Here is a 23911-nt window from a genome sequence, read left to right as displayed (position 1 = left end):
CAATTTTTAAAAATTTCATAAGCACCACGGAGGGTTTTCATTCCTATTTAATATAAGAATAGTGCTATAATTATTAATGTTCAAAAAGAGAGGAGAGAAGCTAATGCTTAATCAATTATTTGCCAAATTAGAAAATAGTTATGAAGAAATGGTTTCAATCAGAAGGTATTTACATCAGCATCCAGAACTCTCATTTAAAGAAGTTAGAACAGCAAATTATATTAAGACCTATTATGAAAAACTAGGAATTGACGTTAGAGGAAATGTCGGTGGGAATGGCGTTGTCGCAAAAATATACGGGAGTAGGCCTGGTAAAACTGTTGCTTTAAGGGCAGACTTTGATGCCTTACCAATTCAAGACGAAAAGGATGTGCCATATAAATCACTTGTCCCGGGTGTCATGCATGCTTGCGGACATGATGGACATACTGCCACACTGCTCGTTCTTGCCAAATCCCTACATGAAATGCGTGATGAGCTGGAAGGAACATACGTAATGATTCACCAGCATGCCGAGGAATATGCACCAGGCGGAGCGATATCGATGATTGAAGATGGCTGTTTAGAAGATGTCGACGTTATATTCGGCACCCATTTATGGGCATCTGAGCCAACTGGTACAATACAATATCGTGTTGGTCCGATTATGGCAGCAGCAGACCGCTTCGAAATTACGATACAAGGGAAAGGCGGACATGGGGCACAGCCACACAAAACGAAGGATGCAATTGTCACCGCTTCCCAATTAGTCGTAAACTTACAGCAAATTGTCAGCAGAAAAGTAAACCCAGTCGATTCTGCGGTTGTTACTGTTGGTTCCTTTGTTGCTGAAAATGCGTTCAATGTCATTGCCGATAAAGTAAAGTTAGGCGGTACGGTTCGTACATTTAATGAAGATGTTCGTGCTAATATTGAAAAGGAAATTGAACGTATAATAAAAGGAACATGTTATACAGCGGACAGCACATACGATTATCTGTATGCAAGAGGCTATCCAGCTGTCATTAACCATGAAGAGGAAACAGATTTCCTGATTCAATGTGCACAAAATATTGAAGAAGTAAAGGTCATTGAAGAAACGGAACCACAAATGGGCGGAGAGGATTTCGCTTATTATCTTCAGCATGTAAAAGGAACATTCTTCTTTACGGGTGCGAAGCCAGAAAATACTGATGAAAATTACCCGCATCACCACCCTAGATTTGACATTGATGAAAAAGCAATGTTAATCGCAGCAAAAACACTAGGTTCGGCCGCCATGCATTGTCATACAATACATAATGCCGAAGAAAAAGTCAGTGTAATCGAATAATGTAGAAAAGCGAAAGCGCCTCGGTCACCCCGACAAGCACAAGACGAGCCTCTCGGAAAGGTGCTTTTTACCTTTCTGGGAGGCTTGGCTTGTAACCTCGAGGTCGACAAAAACGCGACATCGCACGACCAAAAGCTTCACTTTTGGTCGTGCGATGATTATGCTGTCGAAGCGTTCCTTGTGGAGCTAGACAAGAAAAAACAGCCTCAAGCTAATCTAGCTTTGGGGCTGTTTTCAATATACGTATATGATAGGCATTTTTCGCGGTCTCACCGAGATGCTCCATTAAATTATTATTGGCATAAGCGCCTACAGCGGCCCCAATACCTGGGACTAACTGAAGCATTTTCACAAAATCGATATAATCACGATATTCTTGCTGAAATTCTCTCCAGTCCATTTCCACAATCTCATCTTTTCTCTTTTCCCATTCTTCAACAATCTGTAATGTTTCTTTCCTCTTTTCATCACTTGAAAAAGCCAGCTTGAAAACATGAAGAAGAAACAATCGTTCTTCATATTCATTTGTATCAAAACCGTATATGGATGCTGCTTCAAAGAGAAATTTCATTTTTATTGTTAATAGCAAAGGAAAGTCGGCCAAACCGAGCAGAAATCCCCCTGCTCCAGTCCCTGCCCCTTCAACAATGGCTGTTTTTTTATAAGCCGATAGTTTTTCAGCAAGCTTTTCATCCTTTTCCTCAAGCGTGAGCCTTAAGAATTGGTTTTTTCTTGTTGTTAGATTGGAGCCGACAAGTGTGGCCTTAACCATATTTTTAATACTGTCAGTCAGGATCTGGTGGGCTTTTTCTGGAATTAGGTTATTTACTTTAGACTGTGCCTTTTTTGATAGCCGATTTAATATCCCGGATTTTTTTAATAATTTATATTTCCACTCTTCAATCTCTTCGTATGCCTTTAATTCATACTCTTTCATTTGCCCCCCCACCCTTCTATCATAAATAGTTTCAGTTTTTTACAAATTAAGACTTCAGCTTTTTCGTCACGTAAATATTCGTAAAAATATAAGCAAAGCCACATCCAGCGAGTAGTGTGATAATCGCTGCCAGCCCATCGCCTTTCATAAAAATGGCGATTGCTAAAATGAACGATTGTAAATATAAAACCTGTGATAATAGCTTTTTAAATGCCTTTTCTTTAAACTCCTCTTTGAGCGGATATAATAGGACCCAAAGTTTACTTTGGTGATGATTCCATAGTGGAATGAGCTGAAAGCCGGTTAAATAAATAAAGAGGACAGCAACAAGCGCTTGACCTAAACCGAAGGAAATAAAATAAACTACTCCGATACAAATAAGTGTCAGACGAATAAAAAGGCCTAAATAATCTCCTGCCCGCAAAAAGGTTCTCAAATAAAGGTGATTAAACGTTTCATTTTGACCAAATGGCAGCTTCCCAAATACCCAATCAAGCCATTTACGTCTCTTGACCTCGTTCCTCAACTGTGGAACATCTGTGAACAAATTGGCAAGCCGGTAAAAAGAAGTCATTCGCCTTTCTTCCAACTCAATTAAACGCTCCCATTTTAGCCCTTTTTCCATTATATTCCGATCATAAAAAATTGATAAAACCAATAGGAGAACAACTTCAGGCATAAGAAACATTATTCCCGCACCAGAAAAAAGCAAGAATAAAAAAACCGTATTAATTGCATACCTAACGATGGAATCAAATAGGTGCACCTTAGTTTCCGTAAAGTATAATGTTTTCCAATGTATGGAGATATTTAATGCTTTCATCAAAATCATTGCGAATAAAAATGGCAAGTACTTTTTAAAATCTCCATCATTCACCCTTGCATACATTGGCATAAATACACCAAGACCCATAAATAATAAATATACATGCATACAAAAGCTTACAATGATCGATCGCCTAAAATAATGCGAAAGCTTGTTTTCTAGCGGAAGCAAAAAAATACGGTCAGCGTCTGTAAGAAACGTAAAAATCGGACTGTATGTTAACAATAATGCAAGAATGATTGCCATAATCGGAGCAGCTGGGAAATTGTCAGGAACTGTTTTTAACCACTCCTGATAATAGTACGCAGCTGTTCCTAGTAAAAAAATCATTACAATGACAATATGCCCGTTAAAAATATAACGTGAGTAGCGTGAAATCTCTTTTATTCTTTTATTAAAACGGTCTTTCCAAAGATTCTTCTCATCAAACATAATCTTCTTCCTTTGTTAACTGAATATAAATATCATCAAGAGTTGCTTTAGGCATAGAAAATTGCACTCTCAATTCAGCCAGTGTTCCTTTCGCTCTCACTTTTCCCTCATGTAAAATAACAAACCGATCGCAATATCTTTCAGCGGTAGCAAGAATATGAGTTGACATCAAAATCCCCGCACCGTCCTCTTTCATTTTTTTCATCAGATCGAGTAATGATTGAATGCCAAGAGGATCCAGTCCAACAAAAGGTTCATCGACAATATATAATGAAGGCTGAACTAAAAAAGCGCACATAATCATCACCTTTTGCTTCATTCCTTTTGAAAAGTGCGCTGGGAACCATTTGAGACGCTTTTCCATGCGAAACTCTTTTAAAAGGCGATTCATCCGTTCTTTATATTCTTCCCTTTTCAGCCCATAGGCCATCGCCGTAATTTTTAAATGCTCCTCTAGCGTCAGCTCCTCATATAAAATAGGAGTTTCTGGGACAAAGGTGAATTGCCTGCGATATCCTTCTTTATCTTCGTGGAATTTCCTGCCATTGATCGTTATGACTCCACTATGTGGTTCCATTAATCCAATTACATGCTTAATCGTTGTGCTCTTCCCTGCCCCATTTAGACCAATTAAGCCGACAATTTCTTTTTCATTTACTTGAAATGAAACATCCTTTAACACGGGATTTTTCGTATAACCACCCGTGACATTTTCAATTTGCAAAAGCGCCATATTAAAACGTCCTTCCTTATTTACTAATCCCATTGTAAAAAAACGAATAGATAGTTGTCCAATTTTCCAATTTCAAAATTTCTTTTTGCAATTATGTATATGAGATGGGAAAGCGGGTATTCTAATCTATGAAGGGGAAACAAGCTATTTGATAAAGAATTATCAAATTTTGAAATGAGGTGTCTGTCGCAGACAATGAACATTTCAATATAAGCTGTTAGCTTTCAAACGTTCTAATAATAAGGGGATGGTTACATTGGGCAATGTTCTGATTAACCAAGAAGATCTAAGCGAAAACAACACTTTGAAATGAGGTGTTTGTTAAAGACAATATCCTGCTTTATACGTTTTAACGAAACATATAAAGAAATAGGGGATGGTCAGCTTGAACAAAGATCGAAAGTCTCTAGAAGTAAACACAGATCTCGAAAAATGAGGTGTTTATCAAAGGGAATATCCTGAAATAGACGTCATTGTAAAGCATTCCCCTTCGCAGAAGGCGGGACTCCCATGCGGATCCTGCCTTTTCTCCTTTTATCAATTATGATAATATAGGGAAAAATATGTATATAACCTATTTCGGTAAAAGGAGCGCGAAGTTAATGAGTAATTGTATTTTTTGCAAAATTATAAATGGTGAAATTTCATCCGCAAAGGTATTTGAAAACGAACATGTTCTGGCATTTCTAGATATTAGCCAAGTGACAAAAGGACATACGTTAGTCATCCCGAAATCACATAAAGAAAACATTTTTGATATGGATGCAGAGACGGCAAGAAACCTCTTTGAAGCTGTACCGCAAATTGCTAATGCAATAAAGGACGAGCTGAATCCCCTGGGCATGAACATTTTGCAAAATAGCGGCAAGGATGCTGGACAAGAGGTATTCCATTTCCATTTTCACTTAATCCCTCGCTTTGGAAATGGAGATGGCTTTGGAGCTGTATGGAAAACACACCATTCAGAATATAGCATGCAAGACCTGCAGGAAATCGCACAAGGAATCAATAAAAAAGTGGAATCGAAATAAGTATCATCTACATACATTCAGCCTTCTCTTCCTTTAGAGAAGGTCTTTTTTTATTTTTTCGTAAAATTCTTAATTTACCCTGTACAAATTGAATTTTTTTGTTACCATTATCTCATTACAGCGTTAAGGCAAAATAATGTCAATTTTACTTTTGGGAGGGGCTAAAATGAAAAGAGCACTAAATTTTTATGCAGGACCAGCAGCGCTGCCGCTGCCAGTATTAAAAGAAGCCGAAAAGAACTGGCTTAATTATAATGGCAGCGGAATGGCTGTAATGGAATTAAGCCATAGGAGTAAAGAATATGATGCGATCCATCAAAAAGCTCAAGATTTATTAAGAAGTGTTCTTTCTATTCCAGACAGTTATGAGGTCCTTTTTCTTCAAGGTGGGGCTAGTCTTCAGTTTTCAATGGTGCCGATGAATCTCTTGACTTCGGGAAAAGCAGGAAATTATGTATTAACAGGCGTATGGTCGGAAAAAGCGCTGCAAGAAGCGGAAAAAGTTGGTCAAGTTTGTGTGGCTGCCTCCAGCAAGGAAGAAAATTACCGTCACATTCCTAAAATCAATGAAATTAAGCTTTCCGAAGACGCGGCCTATTTACATATTACGAGCAATAATACGATTTACGGCACGCAATGGGATCATTATCCAACAAATGAAGCCGTACCATTAATTGTTGATATGTCCAGCGACATTATGAGTAAAAGATTAAATATTGAAAACTTCGACTTAATCTATGCTGGGGCTCAAAAAAATTTAGGCCCATCTGGCGTAACGATTGCAATCATCAACAAGAAACTTTTATCTCATTCGAATCCTTCTTTACCGACAATGCTCAATTACAATACATTTGCGAAACACGATTCGCTTTATAACACACCGCCAACACTTGCGATATATCTTTTAAAGCTTGTTCTTGAATGGGCCGAGCAAGAAGGCGGCTTATCTGTCATTGAAAAAAGAAATGAGGAAAAAGCGAAAATCCTTTATAACTGCATTGACGAAAGTGAAGGCTTCTATAAAGGCCATGCCGAAATAGACAGCAGATCTAAAATGAATGTAACATTCACACTAAAAGATGAGGAGACATCGAAACAATTCCTTCAGCAAGCAAAAGAAGCGGGCTTTATTGGGCTGGGTGGGCATCGTTCTGTCGGCGGCTGCCGTGCATCTATTTATAATGCAGTTCCCGTCGAACATGTAGAGCAACTCGCTGAGTTTATGAAGACATTTCAATATAAATATTGACAGAAAATTTTTGATCTAATTATGGGTGTAATATGTTATAATGAATAAAAGTTTCTCGCTGCAGGCTATGAGTGCACTGGAGGAGAAACGAATATTAATAGCTTAGTAGAGCAGAGGAGTAGATGAGAAATGAATACGAAGAATCTTGTGGCCCTTGCCCTTTTAGTTGGTATGGGGGCTGTATTGCACGCAGTAGTTCCTGGTTTTTTCCTTGGAATGAAGCCGGACATGATGTTAACGATGATGTTTTTAGGAATTGTGCTTTTCCCAGATAAGAAGAGTGTTTTGCTTCTTGGTATAACTACTGGACTAATTGCAGCACTAACAACATCATTCCCTGGCGGTCAAATTCCAAATATCATTGATAAACCTGTTTCTGCATTTATATTCTTAGGATTATATTTAGCGGTTAGAAAGTTCAACAATTCGATTGTCAGTGTAGCGATTTTAACAGCTTTAGGCACAATTGTATCTGGAATCGCATTTTTAACATCGGCGTTATTAATTGTTGGTCTGCCTGGACCATTCACTGCATTGTTCGGAGCAGTTGTCTTGCCAGCAGCGGCCGTTAATACGATTGCCATGATCGTTCTTTACCCTGTAGCACAATCAATAATTAAGAGAACAAAATTAAACAAGCAAACGATTATTATTGATGAAAATAATGGTCGGGAACGTAAGTCAATTGATTAATACATCATAAAGAAAACCCGCTAATGCGGGTTTTTTTACGTTAAGAATGCATAAATTATCAACGAAGAAGTTGATTCGATGCAGTTGCCAATTTTAGGAATCAAGTACAACGGACTGGATGTCCTAGTCGGGCGAATGCCACAGGACAAGGAACACTACGGCAGCAATACATCGCACGACCAAAAGCAGAGCTTTTGGGAGGACGTGGCTGCCATGAGCGCGGTAATGCAACTAATCCCCTGTCTCAGCCTTTCCAAGGCTCGTCATTTGGCGAGTTTTCTTTATTTTAAGCTATACATAATGACTCCCAATAACAGCAAAACGGTCCCCCCTGCTCCGAGGGCAGCGGCTCTCTTTTTTAATATATATTTAGGCGGGTAAAATCCAGGCTTCCTCATTGCCAGCATACAGTAAATACCACCAGCAAGGAATACAAACCCGATTGTAAAAAACACTCCTGTCACACTTGACATGCGGCCCCTCCTTTTCTTTCACAAAATGAGTATAAGCCCTTATTATTAATCTTTATGCTTGATTATCGGTCTGTATGTAAATGGATGATCTACGAATGGTTTTGACTCTTCAATCAAGACAGTGGGGCCCCCTCCTCTTGACCCCAGGGACCCATTATTCGGAATCTTTGAAGTAAAGATGATAAACGTAGTAAAATGATGTTAAACAGAAGCAAGAGGTGATCATAGTGAATTCAAAATCATTTCTAATCGGATTAATTGTTGGCGGTGCAGCAGCAAGTATCAGTGCATTATTAACAGCCCCCCATTCAGGCAGGGAAACAAGAGAAAATGTAAAGGCTAATGCTGAATGTATCAAAAATCAAATGGCGGAGCTAAAAAACCAGTTAATTGCTTTAAGTAATTCAGCTGTTTCAGCTACTAAAGAAGGAAAAGAAGCGATTACGGCATTGTCATCTGATATAAAAACGGTTATTACAGAATGGAGGCATGATATACTTCCACACCAACAAAATCTGCAAAATGAAATTAAGCGAATCGAAGAGGCCATCGATAATCTAGAAAAGGTCTTGAAATAAATAATCAAAATTGGCCAGAATTCATTCCCTTATTTCGCTCCAATTTACCGCGTTAAATCGTTTTATCTTTACTATTAGCATAAAATAAAAATAATTTTAAAAAATCCTTCTTTATTTTAAAAAAAAGAAGGATTTTTCCTTTTTTAGCCGAAAATAAATATATTAATAAAGTGTCATTTGCCAATTTTGTAATAGTTATTATATTTATCCGTAAATAAAACAAGCCTTTTACCCTTCTAAAATTGTAAAATAATTTTAGATAAAAATAACTACATGAAGTAATTTCTAAAAATTATGTAAATTTTCTTCTTTATTAATTTTTACTTTATTGGCATAATGAAAGTAGAGAACTAGAAAAGTAGGTGAATTGTTTTATGTCAGACAAATTGTATTCAATGAAGGAAGCGATGCTTTTTAGCCAAAGAATCGCACAACTGAGTAAAGCGCTATGGAAATCAATTGAGAAGGATTGGCAGCAATGGATTAAGCCTTACGATTTAAACATTAATGAGCATCATATTTTATGGATCGCTTATCATTTAAATGGAGCTTCTATTTCCGATGTCGCTAAATTTGGGGTGATGCACGTATCAACTGCATTCAACTTTTCGAAAAAGCTTGAAGAACGCGGATACCTAAAATTTTCAAAAAAGGAAAATGATAAAAGAAATACGTATATTCAAATTACCGCTGAAGGAGAGAACATTTTATTAAAGCTCATGGAGGAGTATAATCCTGACCAAAATGCTGTTTTTACAGGGGCAATGCCTCTTAGGGATTTATACGGGAAATTTCCTGAAGTAATTGAAATTATGGCCATTGTAAGAAATATATACGGAGATGACTTTATGGAGATTTTTGAAAAGTCATTTAATAATATCGAAAATGACTTTGTAGAGGAAGAAGGAAAGCTTCTGAAAAAAGAAACATTTCTTCAAGAATCAGTGTAAATTTCACTGATATTTGCTGAACTCTTCCATAAGTGTCAAGAATAAGCCTTGTCTTTTACATGCTTGTACAACATCTTCTGGCCGAAGCCCGTCATGTAAACCACTTATAAATTTGTTATAAAGCGGATGAAAATAGACAAAACCTTCCGCTTTTTGTTCTTCCAATTCTTTGCTCAACGTTTCACACATTCTATAGAATTTAGTAACGTCCTTCTCACCTAAAGAATGATCAACAATTAATTTGTAAAATTCAAAATTTTTATTATCAATAATTTTTAGGAGAAGCTTTTGATGATACTCTAATTTGCTGATTTTTTCCAAAACTTTATTCATATCCACAAAACCTTCCTCCTCTGACTTTATTTTTAAATATTTCCATTGAAATTAACTATAGCATATTTTCGACAAGAACCATGGTTTTTTCCTATTGATTTTTTTTTACATTCGTCGTAAAGTATCTTAGTAAGTTCGAAGAAAAGAAATTTACAAGATTTAACTAATAAAAATGACTTCTCCTTATGGAGGGATGATACGATGAATACTTGGAAGACGATTAACTTTTCTCGACAGTATGGATCACACAGACTTTTTATCTTGTCTTCCTTAACAATGCTTTTAACGTTTATTTTTGCTTACATTCCTGCCCAGTTTTTATTTAACGCGAAATCATTTCAAGACAATCATTTTGGTTTATTTTTACTTGGGCTTTGGCTAATCTATCCAATTCATAAACTGCTCCACTACTTACCGATTGCACATCAAACAACTAAAGTTAAAAAAGCGCTGTCAATGAAGTTTGGCCTTTTACCAGTCATTCACATAAAGGTTTTCGAGCCGATTACAAAATGGCAATTTATCTTTGCATTATTTACACCATTTATCGTGATTAATTGTATTTTAATTTATGGTTGCTATCTTTTCCCACATTATGCACATTATTTAACCATTTTACTTGCTTTTCATACAGGTCTTTGCTTGCCAGATTTTATTTGTGCAAAGAATGTGCTTTTTGCACCAAATTGTTCATATATTGAAGAGAATGATGATGGAATTGAAATATTGCTGCACAAAATCAATAAGTAAAGTTGGAGGTGTCCAAATATGGATGCCTTTTTCAACTGATAAACTAGATGAATAGTCTTAAAGACTATCTTTTTTCATTAAATTTTGTTATTGTAAAAATATATGATCGGTTAAGGCTGTCTGAAATGCTATCGGCTAAATAGCGCAGACCCTACCTTTTTCTCACAAATGTAAAGGAGGGAATCTTCGGTGATCTCCATCTTTTTTATTATTTTTGCTGTCTTTATCTTATATAATATTAACAAAATGACGAATTCACTTTGTATACAAAAGGAAATCCCTGAGGAACGACAGCCTAAAGTATTTAGAACGATAAATATTTTAATTACCATTCTTCTTATTTCCTCATTTGTTGAAATTCTTTATACGTAAATTAGAAATCGTAAGCGACGATTATGCTGAAAAAGCCTTCTTTGTGGAGCTAGACAAAAAAAGCGGCGGGATTATTATTTCCCGTCGCTTTTTTCCTTATACACGTTAAGAAAGGTGAATCAAAATTAAATGAAGCATGAACAACCAACGATAATTAACAAGATAAACAAAACAACGATTAACGAAAATCCTCCGCCAAATCCTACTCCATCCATATTGTTTTCTCCTCCCTTCATGTTGCTAAAATATACTATTCATGAAACCCTTAATTCGAATAGGCTCATGTCATTGGTATCCTAAAATATATAGCCCAAGTCTTATGCGCATACCCTAATAGTCTATATATATAATATGTTGTAAAAACACTTGCGATTGTCATTTACCTAATTATTTTGCAAATATATAGAAAATTACAATTATTCAACTTCAAAGGTTATTGTTTTTGTTCTCTAAAACATTTATGGTATAGTATGTTTTATGAAAATGGATATTGAAAAAAATTTACCTAGGAGTGTTCAACATGAAGAAGTGGATGGTTGCCCTTACATTATCTACTGGGGTATTAGCCTTAAGCGGCTGTAACAGTACGAATGCGGATAAATCAGATGTTGTTGTTCAAACGAAAGCTGGAAATATTACAAAGGACGAGCTTTACGAGGCAATGAAGGAAAAAACGGGTGAAGCTGCACTGCGCGAGCTAGTTTATGAAAAGGTTCTTTCCGACAAGTACAAGGTGACTGACAAAGAGGTAAATGATCGAATAGCTGAAGTGAAAAAAGAGCTTGGTGCTAATTTTGAAATGGCTCTTTTACAAAATGGCTATAAAAATGAAGATGAATTAAAGGAAACTTTCCGAACAGGCTTAATGCAAGAAAAAGCGGCTATTAAAGATATTAAGGTAACTGAAAAGGAAGTAAAGGAATACTACGAAAAGAATTATAAGTCGGAAATTAAGGCGCGACATATTCTTGTTGAAGATGAGAAAACAGCGAATGAAGTGGAGAAAAAGCTTAAAGAAGGAGCTAAATTTGAGGATTTAGCGAAGGAATATTCAAAGGATCCAGGTTCTGCAGCTAATGGCGGAGACCTCGACTGGTTTGGCCCAGGTAAAATGGTTCCTGAATTTGACAAAGCTGCGTTTGCATTAAAGGTGAACGAAATCAGTGCTCCAATCAAATCCGAGTTTGGTTACCATATCATTGAAGTTACGGATAAAAAAGAAAAGAAACCATTTGATGAAGTAAAAGATAAAATGGAATATGATTTAAAGGTTTCTAAATTAGACCCCGAAAAAATCCAAAAAGCAATGGATCGTGAATTAAAAGATGCCAATGTAAAAGTTGATGACAAGGATTTACAAAATACATTTAAAGACGCTGATGGTTCTAAATAATTTTCTAAAACAAAGCGGAGGCTCCTTGGCCTCCGCTTTGCTTTTAGCATTATTCACCCAAGTGACTGCTGTCCAGCTCTTCTTTCCTTCCTTTCCTTTTCAATTCGTTCCATATAAACTCTTCCTTCCAGCTCAATACTTTCATTTTCGGCTTGGCGTTCCTCTCGGCCAGTTTTGATCGCCATATAAGCGCTTAAGATAATACCAGCTGCCACAAAGAAAACCCAAAAAGGAATAATCATATCATTCATCCTCTCTACGCTAAACGGTTGTCCCATTCTTTAATAAATATGTATGTTTTTTTCATGTAAAATATGAATAAGCTGAATCCTTTATATGAAAAAAATCGCCCTACTGAATAGCAGAAGGACGATATTTCTTACTTATTCATGAAAGATAGGTTTATAGAATGCACGATTATCAAGGGCAAAGACTCTTTCCGTGAACTCACCTGGTTTGACACGGTCAAGCGCCCGATCAAGCATGTTCATCTTTGCATCTAGATTATCAATATAATGAAGAATTTCAGCCTCTTTAATTAGCGGAGGCTTAGGGCTCCCCCATTCAGCTTTCCCATGATGAGAAAGGACTAAATGCTGAAGAATCAAAACTTCCTCTCCAGCTATAGATAGCTCTTCAGCAGCTTTGCCAATTTCATTAACCATGATCGTAATATGACCAAGTAAATTTCCTTCTATCGTATAAACTGTAGAGATTGGACCCGACAATTCAATCACTTTACCTAAATCGTGCAGAATAATGCCAGCATATAAAAGGTCTTTATCTAAGCTTGGATATAGGCTTACGATCGCTTTCGCTAAATCGAGCATGGAAACGACGTGATAGGCTAAACCTGAAACAAATTCATGATGATTTTTCGTCGCTGCCGGATACTCCAGAAATGCCTCCTGATGCTTTTTCACAAGATGGCGAGTAATTCTTTGGACATTCGGATTTTTCATTTCAAAAATATATTGCGTTATTTTGCTCGCCATTTCATCCGTACTTAATGGAGCTGTTTCGAGAAAGTCAGCAAGCTTAACAGGATCGCTTTGGGCAGCCGGCCGTATTTGTCTAATTCTAAGCTGATTGCGTCCCCGATAATTCAAAATGTCACCAGACACTTTTACAATCGTTTCGGGTAAATAGTTTTTCTCATCACCGTCTGAAACATCCCAGAGCTTCGCTTCTATTTCTCCGCTTTGATCTTGAAAAATAAGAGTTAAAAAAGGCTTACCATTACTGGCAATTCCTTTTGTCGCATTTTTTATAAGTAAAAAAAGTTCGATTTGTTCACCAACATCATAATAGACAATTCCTTTAGACATAAATGCGCCGACGCTCCTTTCTATTTACCTAGTATAACATAGACAATTTAACTTCTGATAGAAAACATTCTAGAGGTTTGTCTGTAATTTTAGATAACTAGATTCCTTCGACATAATTGACTCACTTATTTCTTGACCGATTACAAGCACTTGCTCCTCTTGAAAGTAATTCAGCATATGCTTTTGACAAGTAAAGAATAGGATTTGACGCCCTGTTAAGCTCTTAAGTAGCTGAATAACTTTTTCTGTTCTTTTATAATCAAAATTAACAAAGCTGTCATCAATGATAATTGGAAAGGCAAATTTTTCATAAATCGTTACAGCAAGTGCAAGTCTTAACGAAACATAGACTTGTTCAGCAGTTGCTTGACTTAATTCATTCGCCTCAAAGATGAATTGATCCTTCTTTTCTAATAGAAAGCCGCTCCCTTCCTTTTTCGGATAAATTCGCACGTATGCCCCATCCGTTAAAAATAGTAAATATTCTTCTGCTTTTTCCAGCATTTTCGGCAGCCTTGCCTGTTTAAAGCGCTCGATTGTCCTATCTAATATTTCCTTAGCGAGCGCATATTTAGCCCATTCCTTTGCAGCACTTTCAAGTTCCGTTTTCTTTAGCTTAAATAAATGTAAAAGCTCGGTATACGTTCCGCCCTCTTCTAACAGTTGGATTTTATAATAAACCTCCGCAAGGCGACTTTGTAATGAAGGAATCGTTTCCTTTATAGATTCAAGCTTTTCATTTAGCGAGTAAGAAAGTTCATCTAGGTTTTGGACAGTTTTAAAGTCTTCCATCTCTGCCTCTTGAATTGAAAATAGATTAAGCTGTTTTTGCAATTGCTGCAGCTGCTCCTCAAGGTTCCGTTTTTTTTCGTCCAGCTTACCTAATTCACGAAACCATTCTTCATGGATAGCATTCGCCAGCTGGAAGAGCTGTTCCTTTTCCTCTTGAAAATGCTGCCATTCAAGCTGATATTTCCTTCGGTCTTCCGCGAGCTCTGTATGCTTCGCCTTTTTCCCTGCGAGCAATATTTGGTTTTCCGTTTCTTCCTTTAAGCGACTCCTTAACATAAAGGCGGCTTCCTGAACATTTGAAAAAGGCTGGCCTAAACATTCTTTGCTCAAGATTTCTATCGCCTGAGTGATTGCAGTGATTTTTGACGTGAGCAATTGTTGCCTTTCAACAGCTGCTTTGCGTTCCCGATAGAGTTTTTTTAGCTGTTCGATTAATCTAAAAGCTTCCGTTAAATAGGCAAATGCGACGTCCTGTGGTAAATAGAGTCCTTTTCCAAGTTCGATCATTTCCTTTTCCGCCTTCAGCTTTGCCATTTCCCACGCTTCATAGTCCATAATTACTTTCTCGTATTGGCGGTTACTTTCCTTCCACCTCATTTTTAATTGAGATAGCTCGGCTAAAATGTCATCATCTACCTGCAATTTCTCTTCGATAAAATGGTCATCATGCCAAATCGGAGCTTTTATTTTTTGTAAAAGGAGCTTTTCCCTGTCTTCTATTTCAGCTATTTCTTCTTTAATAAAGTCAACATCCGCTTTTGCCGGCTTTTTAGTTAATAAATATAGCGAAAAAAGAATGCCAATGGCTCCGAGAGTAATAATCGGCCAACTGTATTGGACAACTCCCCAAGCAAGGAGAAATAAGAAGAGCAAGGATAAAAACGTATATTGGACTCGTTCCTGTTTTATTTTTTGGCGATCCTTTTTCTCATGATTTACGAGCGTCTTATGTAGTTGCTTCCTTCTCTCCTCAGTCTCATTCAAAGCTGCTTCGAGCTCATGTTTATTTCCCGCTGCATGTAATTTTTCTTCAAGGTCCTTTCTATCTTTTTCAGAAAGAAGCCGTTTTTCGAATGCATTTATACTTTTTTCAATTTCCTCAAGCTCTTGCTTCTCTTCATTAAATTTCTCATCAAGCTCAAGCTTTTTTGCCTGTACTCGCCGATAGTTTTCTTCTGCTGCTACAATTCTTTCCTTCATAAAAACACTTGTATTAACAGACGTTACACTGTCCTCGTCGATGGATAAATAGAGCTTTTCACGTAAGATTGTTTCTTCTTCGTTCATTTGTGCCTGTTTGTCTAGCTGCTCTCTTTCCTCTGCTTGAAGCCTTTCCAGTAAACTCAAATTATCAATGGCAGAGAGAATTTCTTGCTCTTTAAGTAAAATTTGTGTATTTACGGATTGATTCTTGATTTCATTTTGTAACCCGTTTAGCCTGCTATTAATGCTTGAAAGCTGTCCCTCAAGCGGCTTCATTAGTTCTTCAAGGCGTTCAAACCTTGAAATACCATCAATCGGGAACTGCAGATCACCGATATTCGTTAATTCTTCCATTAATGCTTGTTCCTCGATCTTAAGAGGCTGCATGCTTCTCCAAGCCTCAAGCTTTAAATTTCTATTATGTAGCTGCGCTTGTTCTGCTTGTTTATTGGCTATTTCACCTTCTAGCTTTTCTTTTTCCTTAAGAAGGCTCCAATATTGCTCATTTTGCTGCTCTGCACTTTTTAATTCTTTTTGTAGCTGATTGAGTTCTTTAAGCATTTCATTTAATACAGGTTTTCTGCCATTTGGTTTAAAGCGGCTTTCCAATTCCTTTTGCAGCATATTCTCAGCTCGAGTGAGCTTATCTGTTCCTAATGCTCCAGCTGAGAATAAAAACTTGCCAATGTCCTCTCCTTTCATTTGGTGAATATTTTGCAATCCATGCAAATTAAAGGAAAAAATCGACTGAAAAAGTGATTTATCTACTTGCTGCAGAAGTTCTTTCAAAAGCTCTTCGTCACCTGTTGTCCCGTCGTCTAGTAAAACTGTTACATCTCCCGTCGCTTTTCCTTTTACCCGTTCAATGACAACTCTGCCTTTTTCGGGAAAATCAACCGTCAGCTTTCCGCCAAATTTGGACCCCTTTTTCGGTTCATAGGTACGCTCCGTTTGTAGTTTAGTCGGAAAACCGAATAGAATGCTATGAATAAATGACATGATCGTCGATTTACCAGCTTCATTTTCCCCATAAATGACTTGCAGCTCCTGCATATCTGAAATTTCCAAATCAACTAGCTTTCCATAGCCATAAATTTGTAATCCCGTAATTTTCATCCCTTCACCTCCTCATATAATAAATTTACTAATAGGCTTTCCGCTTCTTCAGCAAGCGCTTCCTTCTCTTCATCTGCTATCTTTTGGAGAAGCTTTTTAGCCTCTGGATGATCATACAAAGCGGAGAGGCTGTCATCTAGTCCCTCTAGTTGGCTTGAAGTCTGAAAAAGCTCAGCAAAAAAATCAGAATCCTTTGCTAATTGATCACGGTTCCATTCATTTTTCTCGTTAATCTTGATATCTGAAATCCACACAAATGCTTCTTCGTCTTTTTCCTCATCTTGTAAAACTTCCAGCAGTTCACCATTTATAATGCTTTTCAAATCCTGTTTAGAGAGATGGACTTGGTCAATAATTAAAGATACCATTAAACCTATTTCGTCTTTTCTCATTTCCTGTATGAAATTTCTGCATAAGTGATAGATGTCTTGGAAGGTGGATGCGTGAGAAGCGTCTAGCAATAACTCCTCCCAAATAACCGCTGATGTTTCGATAAATTGGCAATCGGCACTATCATTTGTTAATTCAACAAGATAGCACCCCTTAATCCCTGTTTCTTTGCGGTTCCTTCCTTGAATATTTCCTGCATAAATAATAGGGGGATTTGAAGAGTGTAAAACAGCGCGTTTATGGATATGCCCAAGAGCCCAGTAGTCGAAATCCTTTTCAAGTAAATCCTTTATCGTAAAAGGAGCATATTTATCATGTTCCTTGCTGCCTTCTAAATTTCCATGAAGAATACCGATATGAAAATCTGCCCCTTGTTTTTTTGAATAATGTTGAATCATCCGCTCATACACATGCCGTCTCGGATAGCTGAATCCATATAGGTGGACAGAAGCTCCACCAGCGTGCGAAAACTTTACAGTCTCCACCTCATGAGAGAAGATGTGGACATTATCTGGCATAGATAAATGTGTCCAGCTTCCATCCATATGATCATGGTTTCCATGAACAGCATAGACAGGGATATTGTTCTCCGCCAGGCGTTCCATTTCTTTGAGCAATCTAATTTGGGCGCGAATACTCCGATCTTCCCCATCAAATAAATCACCAGCAAAAATAACAAAGTCAACTCGGTGGCTTAATGCAGCATCAACTATTTTACTTAATGATTGAAAGGTGCTTTCTTGAAGCTGCTTAAAGAGGCTAGCGGGCAAGCTTTTTAAACCAACCATCGGGCTGTCCAAATGCAAATCGGCTGCATGAATAAATGTCACCTTTTTCATTCTAATACCTCACGATTTCCTTTTTCCTTATTTTAACCTATCTGCAATACGAATGCACGTTCGAAAACTTATCCGCAAACACCTATATTATTGCTAATAAACTCTTGTCTCTAATAGGCAGAATTCTTATAAGGACAAACATACTTTTTGCAAATTTTAGATGATTGTCCATTCCCACTGAATCGGGATGAATATAAATATGGTAACAAAGGACATGTAAGGGGGAATGTCTTAATAGAGAACGGGGAGAGAATATAAATGACCTTCGAGATTGGTTTAACTATATTTGTTTTTATCATGACGATGCTAATCATTTTTTGGAGACCAAAAGGGTTGAATGAAGCTTGGCCAGCGTCGATTGGTGCAATTGTGATTTTATTAATGGGCAGCGTATCAAAAGAAAATATTCTTGATATTATTGATAAAATCGGCGGTGCATCGATTACAATTATGGCAACGATTGTCATGGCAGTCATCCTAGAAAGCTTCGGGTTTTTCCATTGGGCTGCTGCTCGGCTTGCTAATTTGTCTAAAGGCTCGGGCTATCGGCTCTATTGGTATATTCAATTGCTATGTTTTTTAATGACCCTATTATTTAACAATGATGGCAGCATCTTAATTACGACTCCATTATTAATCATCCTGCTAAAAAACCTTCAGCTAAAGCCTCAACAAATGATTCCCTACCTTTTAAGTGGAGCTTTAATTGCTACTGCCTCAAGCGCACCAATTGGAGTTAGCAATATTGTCAATTTAATCGCTTTAAAAATTATTGATATGACGCTTTATATGCACACAGCGATGATGTTTGTTCCGGCAACAACGGGTTTATTATTCATGGCATGGATCATGTATCTTGTTGTAAGAAAAAAGTTGCCAAAGGAATTACCTGTTATTAATGATAAAATTGATGAGGTTTTTTTCTCCAGACACTTCCATCCTCTGAAAAAATCATTATCGGTTGAAACGAAGAAGAAAAGAACAAAGTTAATGTTAAAGGTTTTACTATTTGTTTTCATTATGCGCTGTTTGCTATTTGTAGCATCTTATTTTGCTATCCCAATTGAGTTAGTCGCTGTACTTGGGTCGTTCAGTTTACTCTTATGGAGATGGTATCACTTAGGTACAAGCCCAGCAGATATTCTTAAGAAAACACCATGGCATATTCTCATCTTTGCCTTTTCCATGTATGTCATCATTTACGGACTCAATAATGTTGGTCTAACTGCTTTACTTGTGCAGACATTCGAACCTATCGTTAATAAAGGATTGTTTCAGGCAAGCTTTATGATGGGAGGATTAGTCTCCATCCTTTCCAACTTCTTCAATAATCATCCCGCTCTAATGATTGGAACGATCGCATTGACTGAAATGGGCCTGGATCCGATTACATTGAAGACCATTTATTTAGCGAATATTATTGGCAGTGATATTGGATCATTATTACTGCCAATCGGAACACTTGCTTCCCTTATGTGGATGCACATTTTAAGGAAACATAAGATTAAAATTAAGTGGAAGGATTATTTAAAAATAACGATCATTGTCATTCCACTAACAACAATCGTCACTTTATTTCTGCTCTTTTACTGGGTGCAATTGGTGTTTGCGTAAAGAAAAGCGGATACGCCTTCGGAACAATCAAAAGACAGATTGTTCCTGCGAGGATAACTCCAAGGAGCTTTCCTTTGTGTTCACCCCCGACAAGCACAAGACGAGCCTTTCAGAAAGGTGAGCTCTACCTTTCAGGATCGGCTTGTGACCTCGAGGTCGACAAAAACGCGACGTCCGCATCGCTAAGTCGACACTAGTACGTCCTGTACGTCGTGGGTAGGCGCAGAAGCTAGACATGCACAAAAAGGCTCTGCTTTGTAAAGTGCAGAGCCTTTTCACTTTATTCATTTTTCGTAAGCTGCAATGCTTTTTTAATATCTTTAAAGGAGTTCGATCTTCCATACATTAGAACCCCGCCTTTATAAACCTTCGCTCCAAATATAGCGAGAATCACTATAGAGATGATGAGAATTGCCATACCTAATAAAGGCTCCCAAACTGGCAACGAGAGCATCCCTACACGCATAAACATAAGCATAGGCGTGAAAAACGGAATATAGGAAGCAATCGTAATAAAGGTTGTATCTGGCTGGCTAAGACCGAACAAAGCGATCATAAAGCCTGCAACGACCATCATCGTCATCGGCATTATCATTTGCTGTACATCTTCAATGCGGCTAACGAGTGAACCTAGGAAAGCTGCTAAAGTTGCATATAAGAAATATCCTAATAAAAGGAAGGCGAGAGCATATATAATAGTCGAAATTGGAATATGGCTGAAACCGAAAAATTCGAAAAAGCCGCCTTCCATCGTTTCTAAGTTGCTTTTGACAAAATAATAGCCAACAATGAAAAGGACACCCATTTGCGTTAAGCTTAACAAAGCAATTCCGATTATTTTGGCAAACATTTGCTTCACAGGCGCTACACTTGAAATAAGTATTTCCATGACACGTGATGATTTCTCTGTCGCTACTTCCATAGCGATCATATTCGCATACATAAGGACGGAGAAATAAATAATGAATAATAAGACGTAGACAAGTCCTCTTGCCTCATTCAATTCTTCTTCTGTTTTGGCGTTTTCCTCGAGTGCCATTTTACTAAATGCTACTGGCTCATAAAGCTTACTCAATTGTTCTTGCGTTAAATTTATTTTTGAAGCCGTAAGCTCTGTTTTTATCTGTTGCAAATAGTGCTGAAACTCTGATGACAATGTCGTGTCAGCAATGCTTCTCGCTTTATAAATTGCCTCAAAGCTATGCTCCTCATTATAAGATAGTTTAAGCAGGCCATTATATTCTCCCATTTTGACCGCATCTTCCGCCTCTTGTTCTGTACCTGTAAATACTTCTATTTGAATAACACTGTGATTTACTTTAAGCTGTTCCATTAATGGATGAAAGAGCTCTCCAGTTTCGTCTAAAACAGCGATTTTTTCTTTAGCGTCTTTTCCATCATTGAAAAAATCCATAATTTTTGACATATTCGTTAATCCAGCAACAATAACTAGAGAAAGTAATGTCGTAATAATGAATGACTTCGTTTTTAGCTTTGAAAAGTACGTATGCCCGAGGATAATCCAAAAATTACTCATAAGAAGCACCTACCTTTTCAATAAAAATATCGTTCAGTGAAGGTTCTTCTAAAACGAATTTCCGAATGAAACCTTTCCCAACTATTTCGTTTAATATCCCTTCAGCAATCTCTTCTCTTTCAATTTGTAAATGGATGCCCTCTGTCGTTTGCCGTGCCCGAGTTACACCAGGAAAGTTTTCCAAAAAGGCTAAATTAAAATTAGCATGAATCACTAAATTCTTTTTGCCAAAAGAACGTTTAATTTCTTTCAATGCCCCTTGAACAACTGGCTTTCCTTTATGCATAATACATAAATGCTCACACATTTCCTCCACATGCTCCATTCGGTGTGAAGAGAAAACAATCGTTGTCCCCTTACCCTTCAATTCGAGAACTGCATCTTTCAACTGCTCGACATTGACAGGATCTAAACCACTGAATGGTTCATCAAGTATTAACAGCTTCGGGCGATGAATCACCGCAGTAATGAATTGGATTTTTTGCTGGTTTCCTTTGGAAAGCTCCTCGACCTTTTTATTCGCATATTCAGGCACTTTAAAACGTGTAAGCCAATAGTCTAGCTCCTGTAAGATATTTTGCTTCTGCATTCCTCTTAGTCTAGCCAAATAAACAATTTGATCCTTAACCTTTAGCTTCGGATATAATCCTCGTTCTTCAGGCAAATAGCCGATTATCGGACTTGTTGAATAATCAATCTCTTTTCCGTCCCAAGTGATTTTTCCTTCACTTGGATCAATTAAGCCCAGGATCATTCGGAAGGTTGTTGTCTTCCCAGCTCCATTCGCCCCAAGAAATCCAAACATTTCCCGATCCGGAATAGCGAGTGAAAGATCATCAACTGCAGTAAATTTACCGAAGCGCTTTGTCACATGTTCTAACATCAATCCCATAAGTAATTCCTCCTATCCACTCCCTTATACGATTGGCATTGGAAAAAGGTTCAAATTTTTTTATAAAATGTAGAGAAAACTTTGCACAAATCTAAAAATTATGAAAAAATACTAGTACTATCAGATTTTTTTCATAAGGGGGGGAAGAAATTAAAATGAAAACATATAAACTAACGGTTTTTGAGAAAAGCGGGGAAAAGTTGCTTGATGAAGCCTTTCAAGCGGGGGATGATGCTGCCGCCAAAGGAAGCGGGAAACAGATGCTAACAGACAAAGGCTATGAAGAAAAAACATACCGCTGTACTTCACCTGCCGGAAAACTTATTTTGTTTCAGTCCTAATTATTTATTCGGAACATGTCAAATAGAAATGCGAAAAGCAAAGAGAAACCTCTTTGCTTTTTGCATTCCCTTATCGCTTTATTCGTTCATTTCTGTTAATTCTTTATGGACTTGATCTCTCAATGCCATCTTTAGAAACTTGCCGACTGATGTTTTTGGAATTTCATTTAAAAATAAAATCTCGTCTGGGAGCCACCATTTGGCAAATTGCGGTTTTAAGAATTCAAGCAGCTCTTGTTTGTCTGTTTTTCCTTTAAAGGCGTCCTTTAAAACAACACAAGCGACAGGACGCTCCTGCCATTCCTCATGCGGGACAGCCACAACTGCCGCCTCGAAAACAGCTTCATGTGCCATTAACGCATTTTCCAGGTCAACTGAGGAAATCCATTCCCCGCCGCTCTTAATCAAGTCTTTTGTGCGATCAACTATTTTCATAAAGCCTTCTTCATCAATAGTAACCACATCCCCAGTGTAAAGCCAGCCATCTCGGAATCCATCCGCCGTTCTTTCATCCTTATAATATTCCGATGCAATCCATGGGCCACGAATGGCTAGCTCACCCATTTCCTTTCCATCCCAGGATGCCTCTCCATCTTTTCCGACGATTTTCATTTCAAGTCCAGGGACTAGAATACCTTGCTTTGACTTAAGATCAAGGCGCTCTTCATAGCTAAGCTCTTCTTGATAGCTTTTTAAAGTCGAAATGACAACGAGCGGACTTGTTTCTGTCATGCCATATGCATGCATGAAAGGAATATTATGCTTCTGCTCAAAGGCTTTAATCATTCCTTTCGGCGCAGCAGAGCCGCCACATAGAATAGAGCGTAACGACCTCATGTCATATTCGTTCTCATCTAATTCTTTTAACAATCCGAGCCAAATGGTTGGAACACCGGCAGTAATCGTAACTTTTTCCTCCTGAATTAATTCCGCTAATAGCTTTGGTGTAAAGTACGGACCAGGCATGACTAAATTTGTGCCAAACCACACCGCCGCAAACGGCAAGCCCCATGCGTTGACATGGAACATCGGTACTACAGGCATAGCAATATCCTTTTCACTCACGCCGGCACTGTCAGCCATGCCAAGTGCCATACTGTGGAGAACGATACCGCGATGAGAATAAATAACTCCCTTCGGATTCCCTGTTGTGGCAGAAGTATAGCACATTCCGGCAGGGGAATTCTCATCGAGATCATCAGGAAACTCATAGTCTCCCGTTGCCTCAGCTAGTAATTTTTCATAATGATAGACAGGCGAAAGACTTGTTTCAGGGAGCTCTTGATCATCAGTCATAATGATGAACGCTTTAACACTAGATAGTTTATCTTTAACGGCTTCAATTAGTGGAACAATATCTGAATCTATTAATAACACTTTGTCTTCCGCATGATTAATAATATAGACAATATGCTGAGGAGAAAGGCGAATATTTACCGTATGAAGAACAGCACCGCTGCATGGAATGGCAAAATACGCCTCCAAATGACGATGGTGATTCCAGGCAAGTGTCCCTACCTTATCTCCTCTTTCGACTTCAAGCTTTTGCAAGGCTTCGGCAAGCCTCCTTGTCCGCTCGGCTATTTCCTTGTATGTAAATCGCTGAATGCCGCTAGCTGTTCTTGAAACTACTTCTTTCTTCGGAAAAAACCTTTCCGCCCTCTTAATCATTTGCGTCATTGTCAAAGGTGTTTGCATCATCATAACGATTCCTCCCTTTATTAAAACGCTTACACTTCATTAAAGAAGTGTATGATCTTTTATACCTAAAACATTCTATCTATTTTTAGAAAACCC

At 37.7% G+C, this 23911-nt stretch carries 24 protein-coding genes; 11 read left to right on the top strand and 13 right to left on the bottom strand.

Annotated elements, in window-relative coordinates; genetic code table 11:
- Positions 1-103: 103 nt before the first annotated feature.
- Entirely contained in the window at positions 104-1312 is a 1209-nt protein-coding gene (locus F7731_RS05800; protein ID WP_151533825.1) for a M20 family metallopeptidase, read from the top strand.
- 211 nt (positions 1313-1523) lie between these two features.
- Here the strand turns inward: F7731_RS05800 and F7731_RS05795 are convergent, their stop codons facing one another.
- From F7731_RS05795 to F7731_RS05785, 3 genes are read right to left on the bottom strand one after another with little or no spacing between them, the layout of a single operon-like run.
- Positions 1524-2249: an EcsC family protein gene (locus tag F7731_RS05795; protein ID WP_151533824.1), complete on the bottom strand. Its 726-nt coding sequence runs from the start codon at positions 2247-2249 to the stop codon at positions 1524-1526.
- 46 nt (positions 2250-2295) lie between these two features.
- Complete coding sequence (locus F7731_RS05790; RefSeq protein WP_151533823.1) at positions 2296-3507, bottom strand: ABC transporter permease; 1212 nt, start codon at positions 3505-3507, stop codon at positions 2296-2298.
- A complete protein-coding gene (locus F7731_RS05785) occupies positions 3500-4240 on the bottom strand; it encodes an ABC transporter ATP-binding protein (protein ID WP_151533822.1) in 741 nt (246 codons plus the stop codon). The genes F7731_RS05790 and F7731_RS05785 overlap by 8 nt, the downstream gene beginning before the upstream one ends.
- Positions 4241-4842: 602 nt before the next feature.
- Here F7731_RS05785 and F7731_RS05780 point away from each other — a divergent pair.
- The 3 genes from F7731_RS05780 (at position 4843) to F7731_RS05770 (ending at position 7213) form a co-directional block, all read left to right on the top strand.
- On the top strand, positions 4843-5271 hold the full coding sequence (locus F7731_RS05780; RefSeq protein WP_151533821.1) for an HIT family protein: 429 nt from the start codon (positions 4843-4845) through the stop codon (positions 5269-5271).
- Between the two features lie 166 nt (positions 5272-5437).
- Positions 5438-6520 (top strand): 3-phosphoserine/phosphohydroxythreonine transaminase, encoded by a 1083-nt coding sequence (gene serC / locus F7731_RS05775; RefSeq protein ID WP_151533820.1) that lies wholly within the window; start codon positions 5438-5440, stop codon positions 6518-6520.
- Positions 6521-6649: 129 nt separating this feature from the next.
- A complete protein-coding gene (locus tag F7731_RS05770) occupies positions 6650-7213 on the top strand; it encodes a tryptophan transporter (RefSeq protein WP_151533819.1) in 564 nt (187 codons plus the stop codon).
- Positions 7214-7494: 281 nt separating this feature from the next.
- Here the strand turns inward: F7731_RS05770 and yhzF are convergent, their stop codons facing one another.
- Positions 7495-7686, bottom strand: a complete 192-nt coding sequence (gene yhzF / locus F7731_RS05765; protein WP_151533818.1) for a membrane protein YhzF — start codon at positions 7684-7686, stop codon at positions 7495-7497.
- Positions 7687-7913: 227 nt separating this feature from the next.
- Between yhzF and F7731_RS05760 the strand changes: the two genes are divergently transcribed.
- Positions 7914-8264 carry a YtxH domain-containing protein gene (locus F7731_RS05760; RefSeq protein ID WP_151533817.1) on the top strand — a complete coding sequence of 117 codons (351 nt, stop codon included), beginning with the start codon at positions 7914-7916 and terminating at the stop codon, positions 8262-8264.
- Positions 8265-8638: 374 nt separating this feature from the next.
- Entirely contained in the window at positions 8639-9214 is a 576-nt protein-coding gene (locus F7731_RS05755) for an HTH-type transcriptional regulator Hpr (protein ID WP_151533816.1), read from the top strand.
- A gap of 3 nt (positions 9215-9217) precedes the next feature.
- Here the strand turns inward: F7731_RS05755 and F7731_RS05750 are convergent, their stop codons facing one another.
- A complete protein-coding gene (locus F7731_RS05750) occupies positions 9218-9547 on the bottom strand; it encodes a DUF1878 family protein (RefSeq protein ID WP_246197160.1) in 330 nt (109 codons plus the stop codon).
- A 201-nt stretch (positions 9548-9748) separates the two neighbouring features.
- Here F7731_RS05750 and F7731_RS05745 point away from each other — a divergent pair, with 201 nt between their 5' ends.
- A complete protein-coding gene (locus F7731_RS05745; protein ID WP_151533814.1) occupies positions 9749-10297 on the top strand; it encodes a DUF3267 domain-containing protein in 549 nt (182 codons plus the stop codon).
- Between the two features lie 189 nt (positions 10298-10486).
- Positions 10487-10669: a hypothetical protein gene (locus F7731_RS05740; protein WP_151533813.1), complete on the top strand. Its 183-nt coding sequence runs from the start codon at positions 10487-10489 to the stop codon at positions 10667-10669.
- Between the two features lie 125 nt (positions 10670-10794).
- Here the strand turns inward: F7731_RS05740 and F7731_RS05735 are convergent, their stop codons facing one another.
- Positions 10795-10884 (bottom strand): YjcZ family sporulation protein, encoded by a 90-nt coding sequence (locus F7731_RS05735; RefSeq protein WP_151533812.1) that lies wholly within the window; start codon positions 10882-10884, stop codon positions 10795-10797.
- A gap of 305 nt (positions 10885-11189) precedes the next feature.
- Here F7731_RS05735 and F7731_RS05730 point away from each other — a divergent pair, with 305 nt between their 5' ends.
- Positions 11190-12062 (top strand): peptidylprolyl isomerase, encoded by an 873-nt coding sequence (locus tag F7731_RS05730; RefSeq protein ID WP_151533811.1) that lies wholly within the window; start codon positions 11190-11192, stop codon positions 12060-12062.
- A 53-nt stretch (positions 12063-12115) separates the two neighbouring features.
- Here the strand turns inward: F7731_RS05730 and F7731_RS05725 are convergent, their stop codons facing one another.
- The 4 genes from F7731_RS05725 to F7731_RS05710 form a co-directional block, all read right to left on the bottom strand.
- Positions 12116-12304, bottom strand: a complete 189-nt coding sequence (locus F7731_RS05725) for a sporulation YhaL family protein (protein ID WP_212031152.1) — start codon at positions 12302-12304, stop codon at positions 12116-12118.
- 141 nt (positions 12305-12445) lie between these two features.
- Positions 12446-13390, bottom strand: a complete 945-nt coding sequence (yhaM, locus tag F7731_RS05720; protein WP_151533810.1) for a 3'-5' exoribonuclease YhaM — start codon at positions 13388-13390, stop codon at positions 12446-12448.
- Between the two features lie 69 nt (positions 13391-13459).
- Complete coding sequence (locus F7731_RS05715; protein WP_151533809.1) at positions 13460-16501, bottom strand: ATP-binding protein; 3042 nt, start codon at positions 16499-16501, stop codon at positions 13460-13462.
- A complete protein-coding gene (locus tag F7731_RS05710) occupies positions 16498-17730 on the bottom strand; it encodes a metallophosphoesterase family protein (protein ID WP_151533808.1) in 1233 nt (410 codons plus the stop codon). The genes F7731_RS05715 and F7731_RS05710 overlap by 4 nt, the downstream gene beginning before the upstream one ends.
- Before the next feature lie 258 nt (positions 17731-17988).
- Between F7731_RS05710 and F7731_RS05705 the strand changes: the two genes are divergently transcribed.
- Positions 17989-19344, top strand: coding sequence for an arsenic transporter (locus F7731_RS05705; RefSeq protein ID WP_151533807.1), 1356 nt, complete (start codon positions 17989-17991; stop codon positions 19342-19344).
- Positions 19345-19624: 280 nt separating this feature from the next.
- Here F7731_RS05705 and F7731_RS05700 read toward each other — a convergent pair whose 3' ends face one another.
- The gene (locus F7731_RS05700) at positions 19625-20881 is read right to left on the bottom strand and encodes an ABC transporter permease (RefSeq protein ID WP_151533806.1); all 1257 of its coding nucleotides are present in this window, start codon (positions 20879-20881) and stop codon (positions 19625-19627) included.
- On the bottom strand, positions 20874-21773 hold the full coding sequence (locus F7731_RS05695; RefSeq protein ID WP_151533805.1) for an ABC transporter ATP-binding protein: 900 nt from the start codon (positions 21771-21773) through the stop codon (positions 20874-20876). The genes F7731_RS05700 and F7731_RS05695 overlap by 8 nt, the downstream gene beginning before the upstream one ends.
- Positions 21774-21928: 155 nt before the next feature.
- Here F7731_RS05695 and F7731_RS05690 point away from each other — a divergent pair, with 155 nt between their 5' ends.
- Positions 21929-22114 (top strand): YhzD family protein, encoded by a 186-nt coding sequence (locus tag F7731_RS05690; RefSeq protein ID WP_151533804.1) that lies wholly within the window; start codon positions 21929-21931, stop codon positions 22112-22114.
- Between the two features lie 78 nt (positions 22115-22192).
- Here F7731_RS05690 and F7731_RS05685 read toward each other — a convergent pair whose 3' ends face one another.
- Positions 22193-23815: a long-chain fatty acid--CoA ligase gene (locus F7731_RS05685; protein ID WP_212031159.1), complete on the bottom strand. Its 1623-nt coding sequence runs from the start codon at positions 23813-23815 to the stop codon at positions 22193-22195.
- Positions 23816-23911: the final 96 nt, after the last annotated feature.

It is taken from the genome of Cytobacillus depressus, from assembly GCF_008923245.1.
GTDB classification, from domain to species: Bacteria; Bacillota; Bacilli; order Bacillales; family Cytobacillaceae; genus Cytobacillus; species Cytobacillus depressus.
Note: the sequence above shows the minus strand (reverse complement) of the source record. Positions and strands in the feature narration are given on the sequence as shown.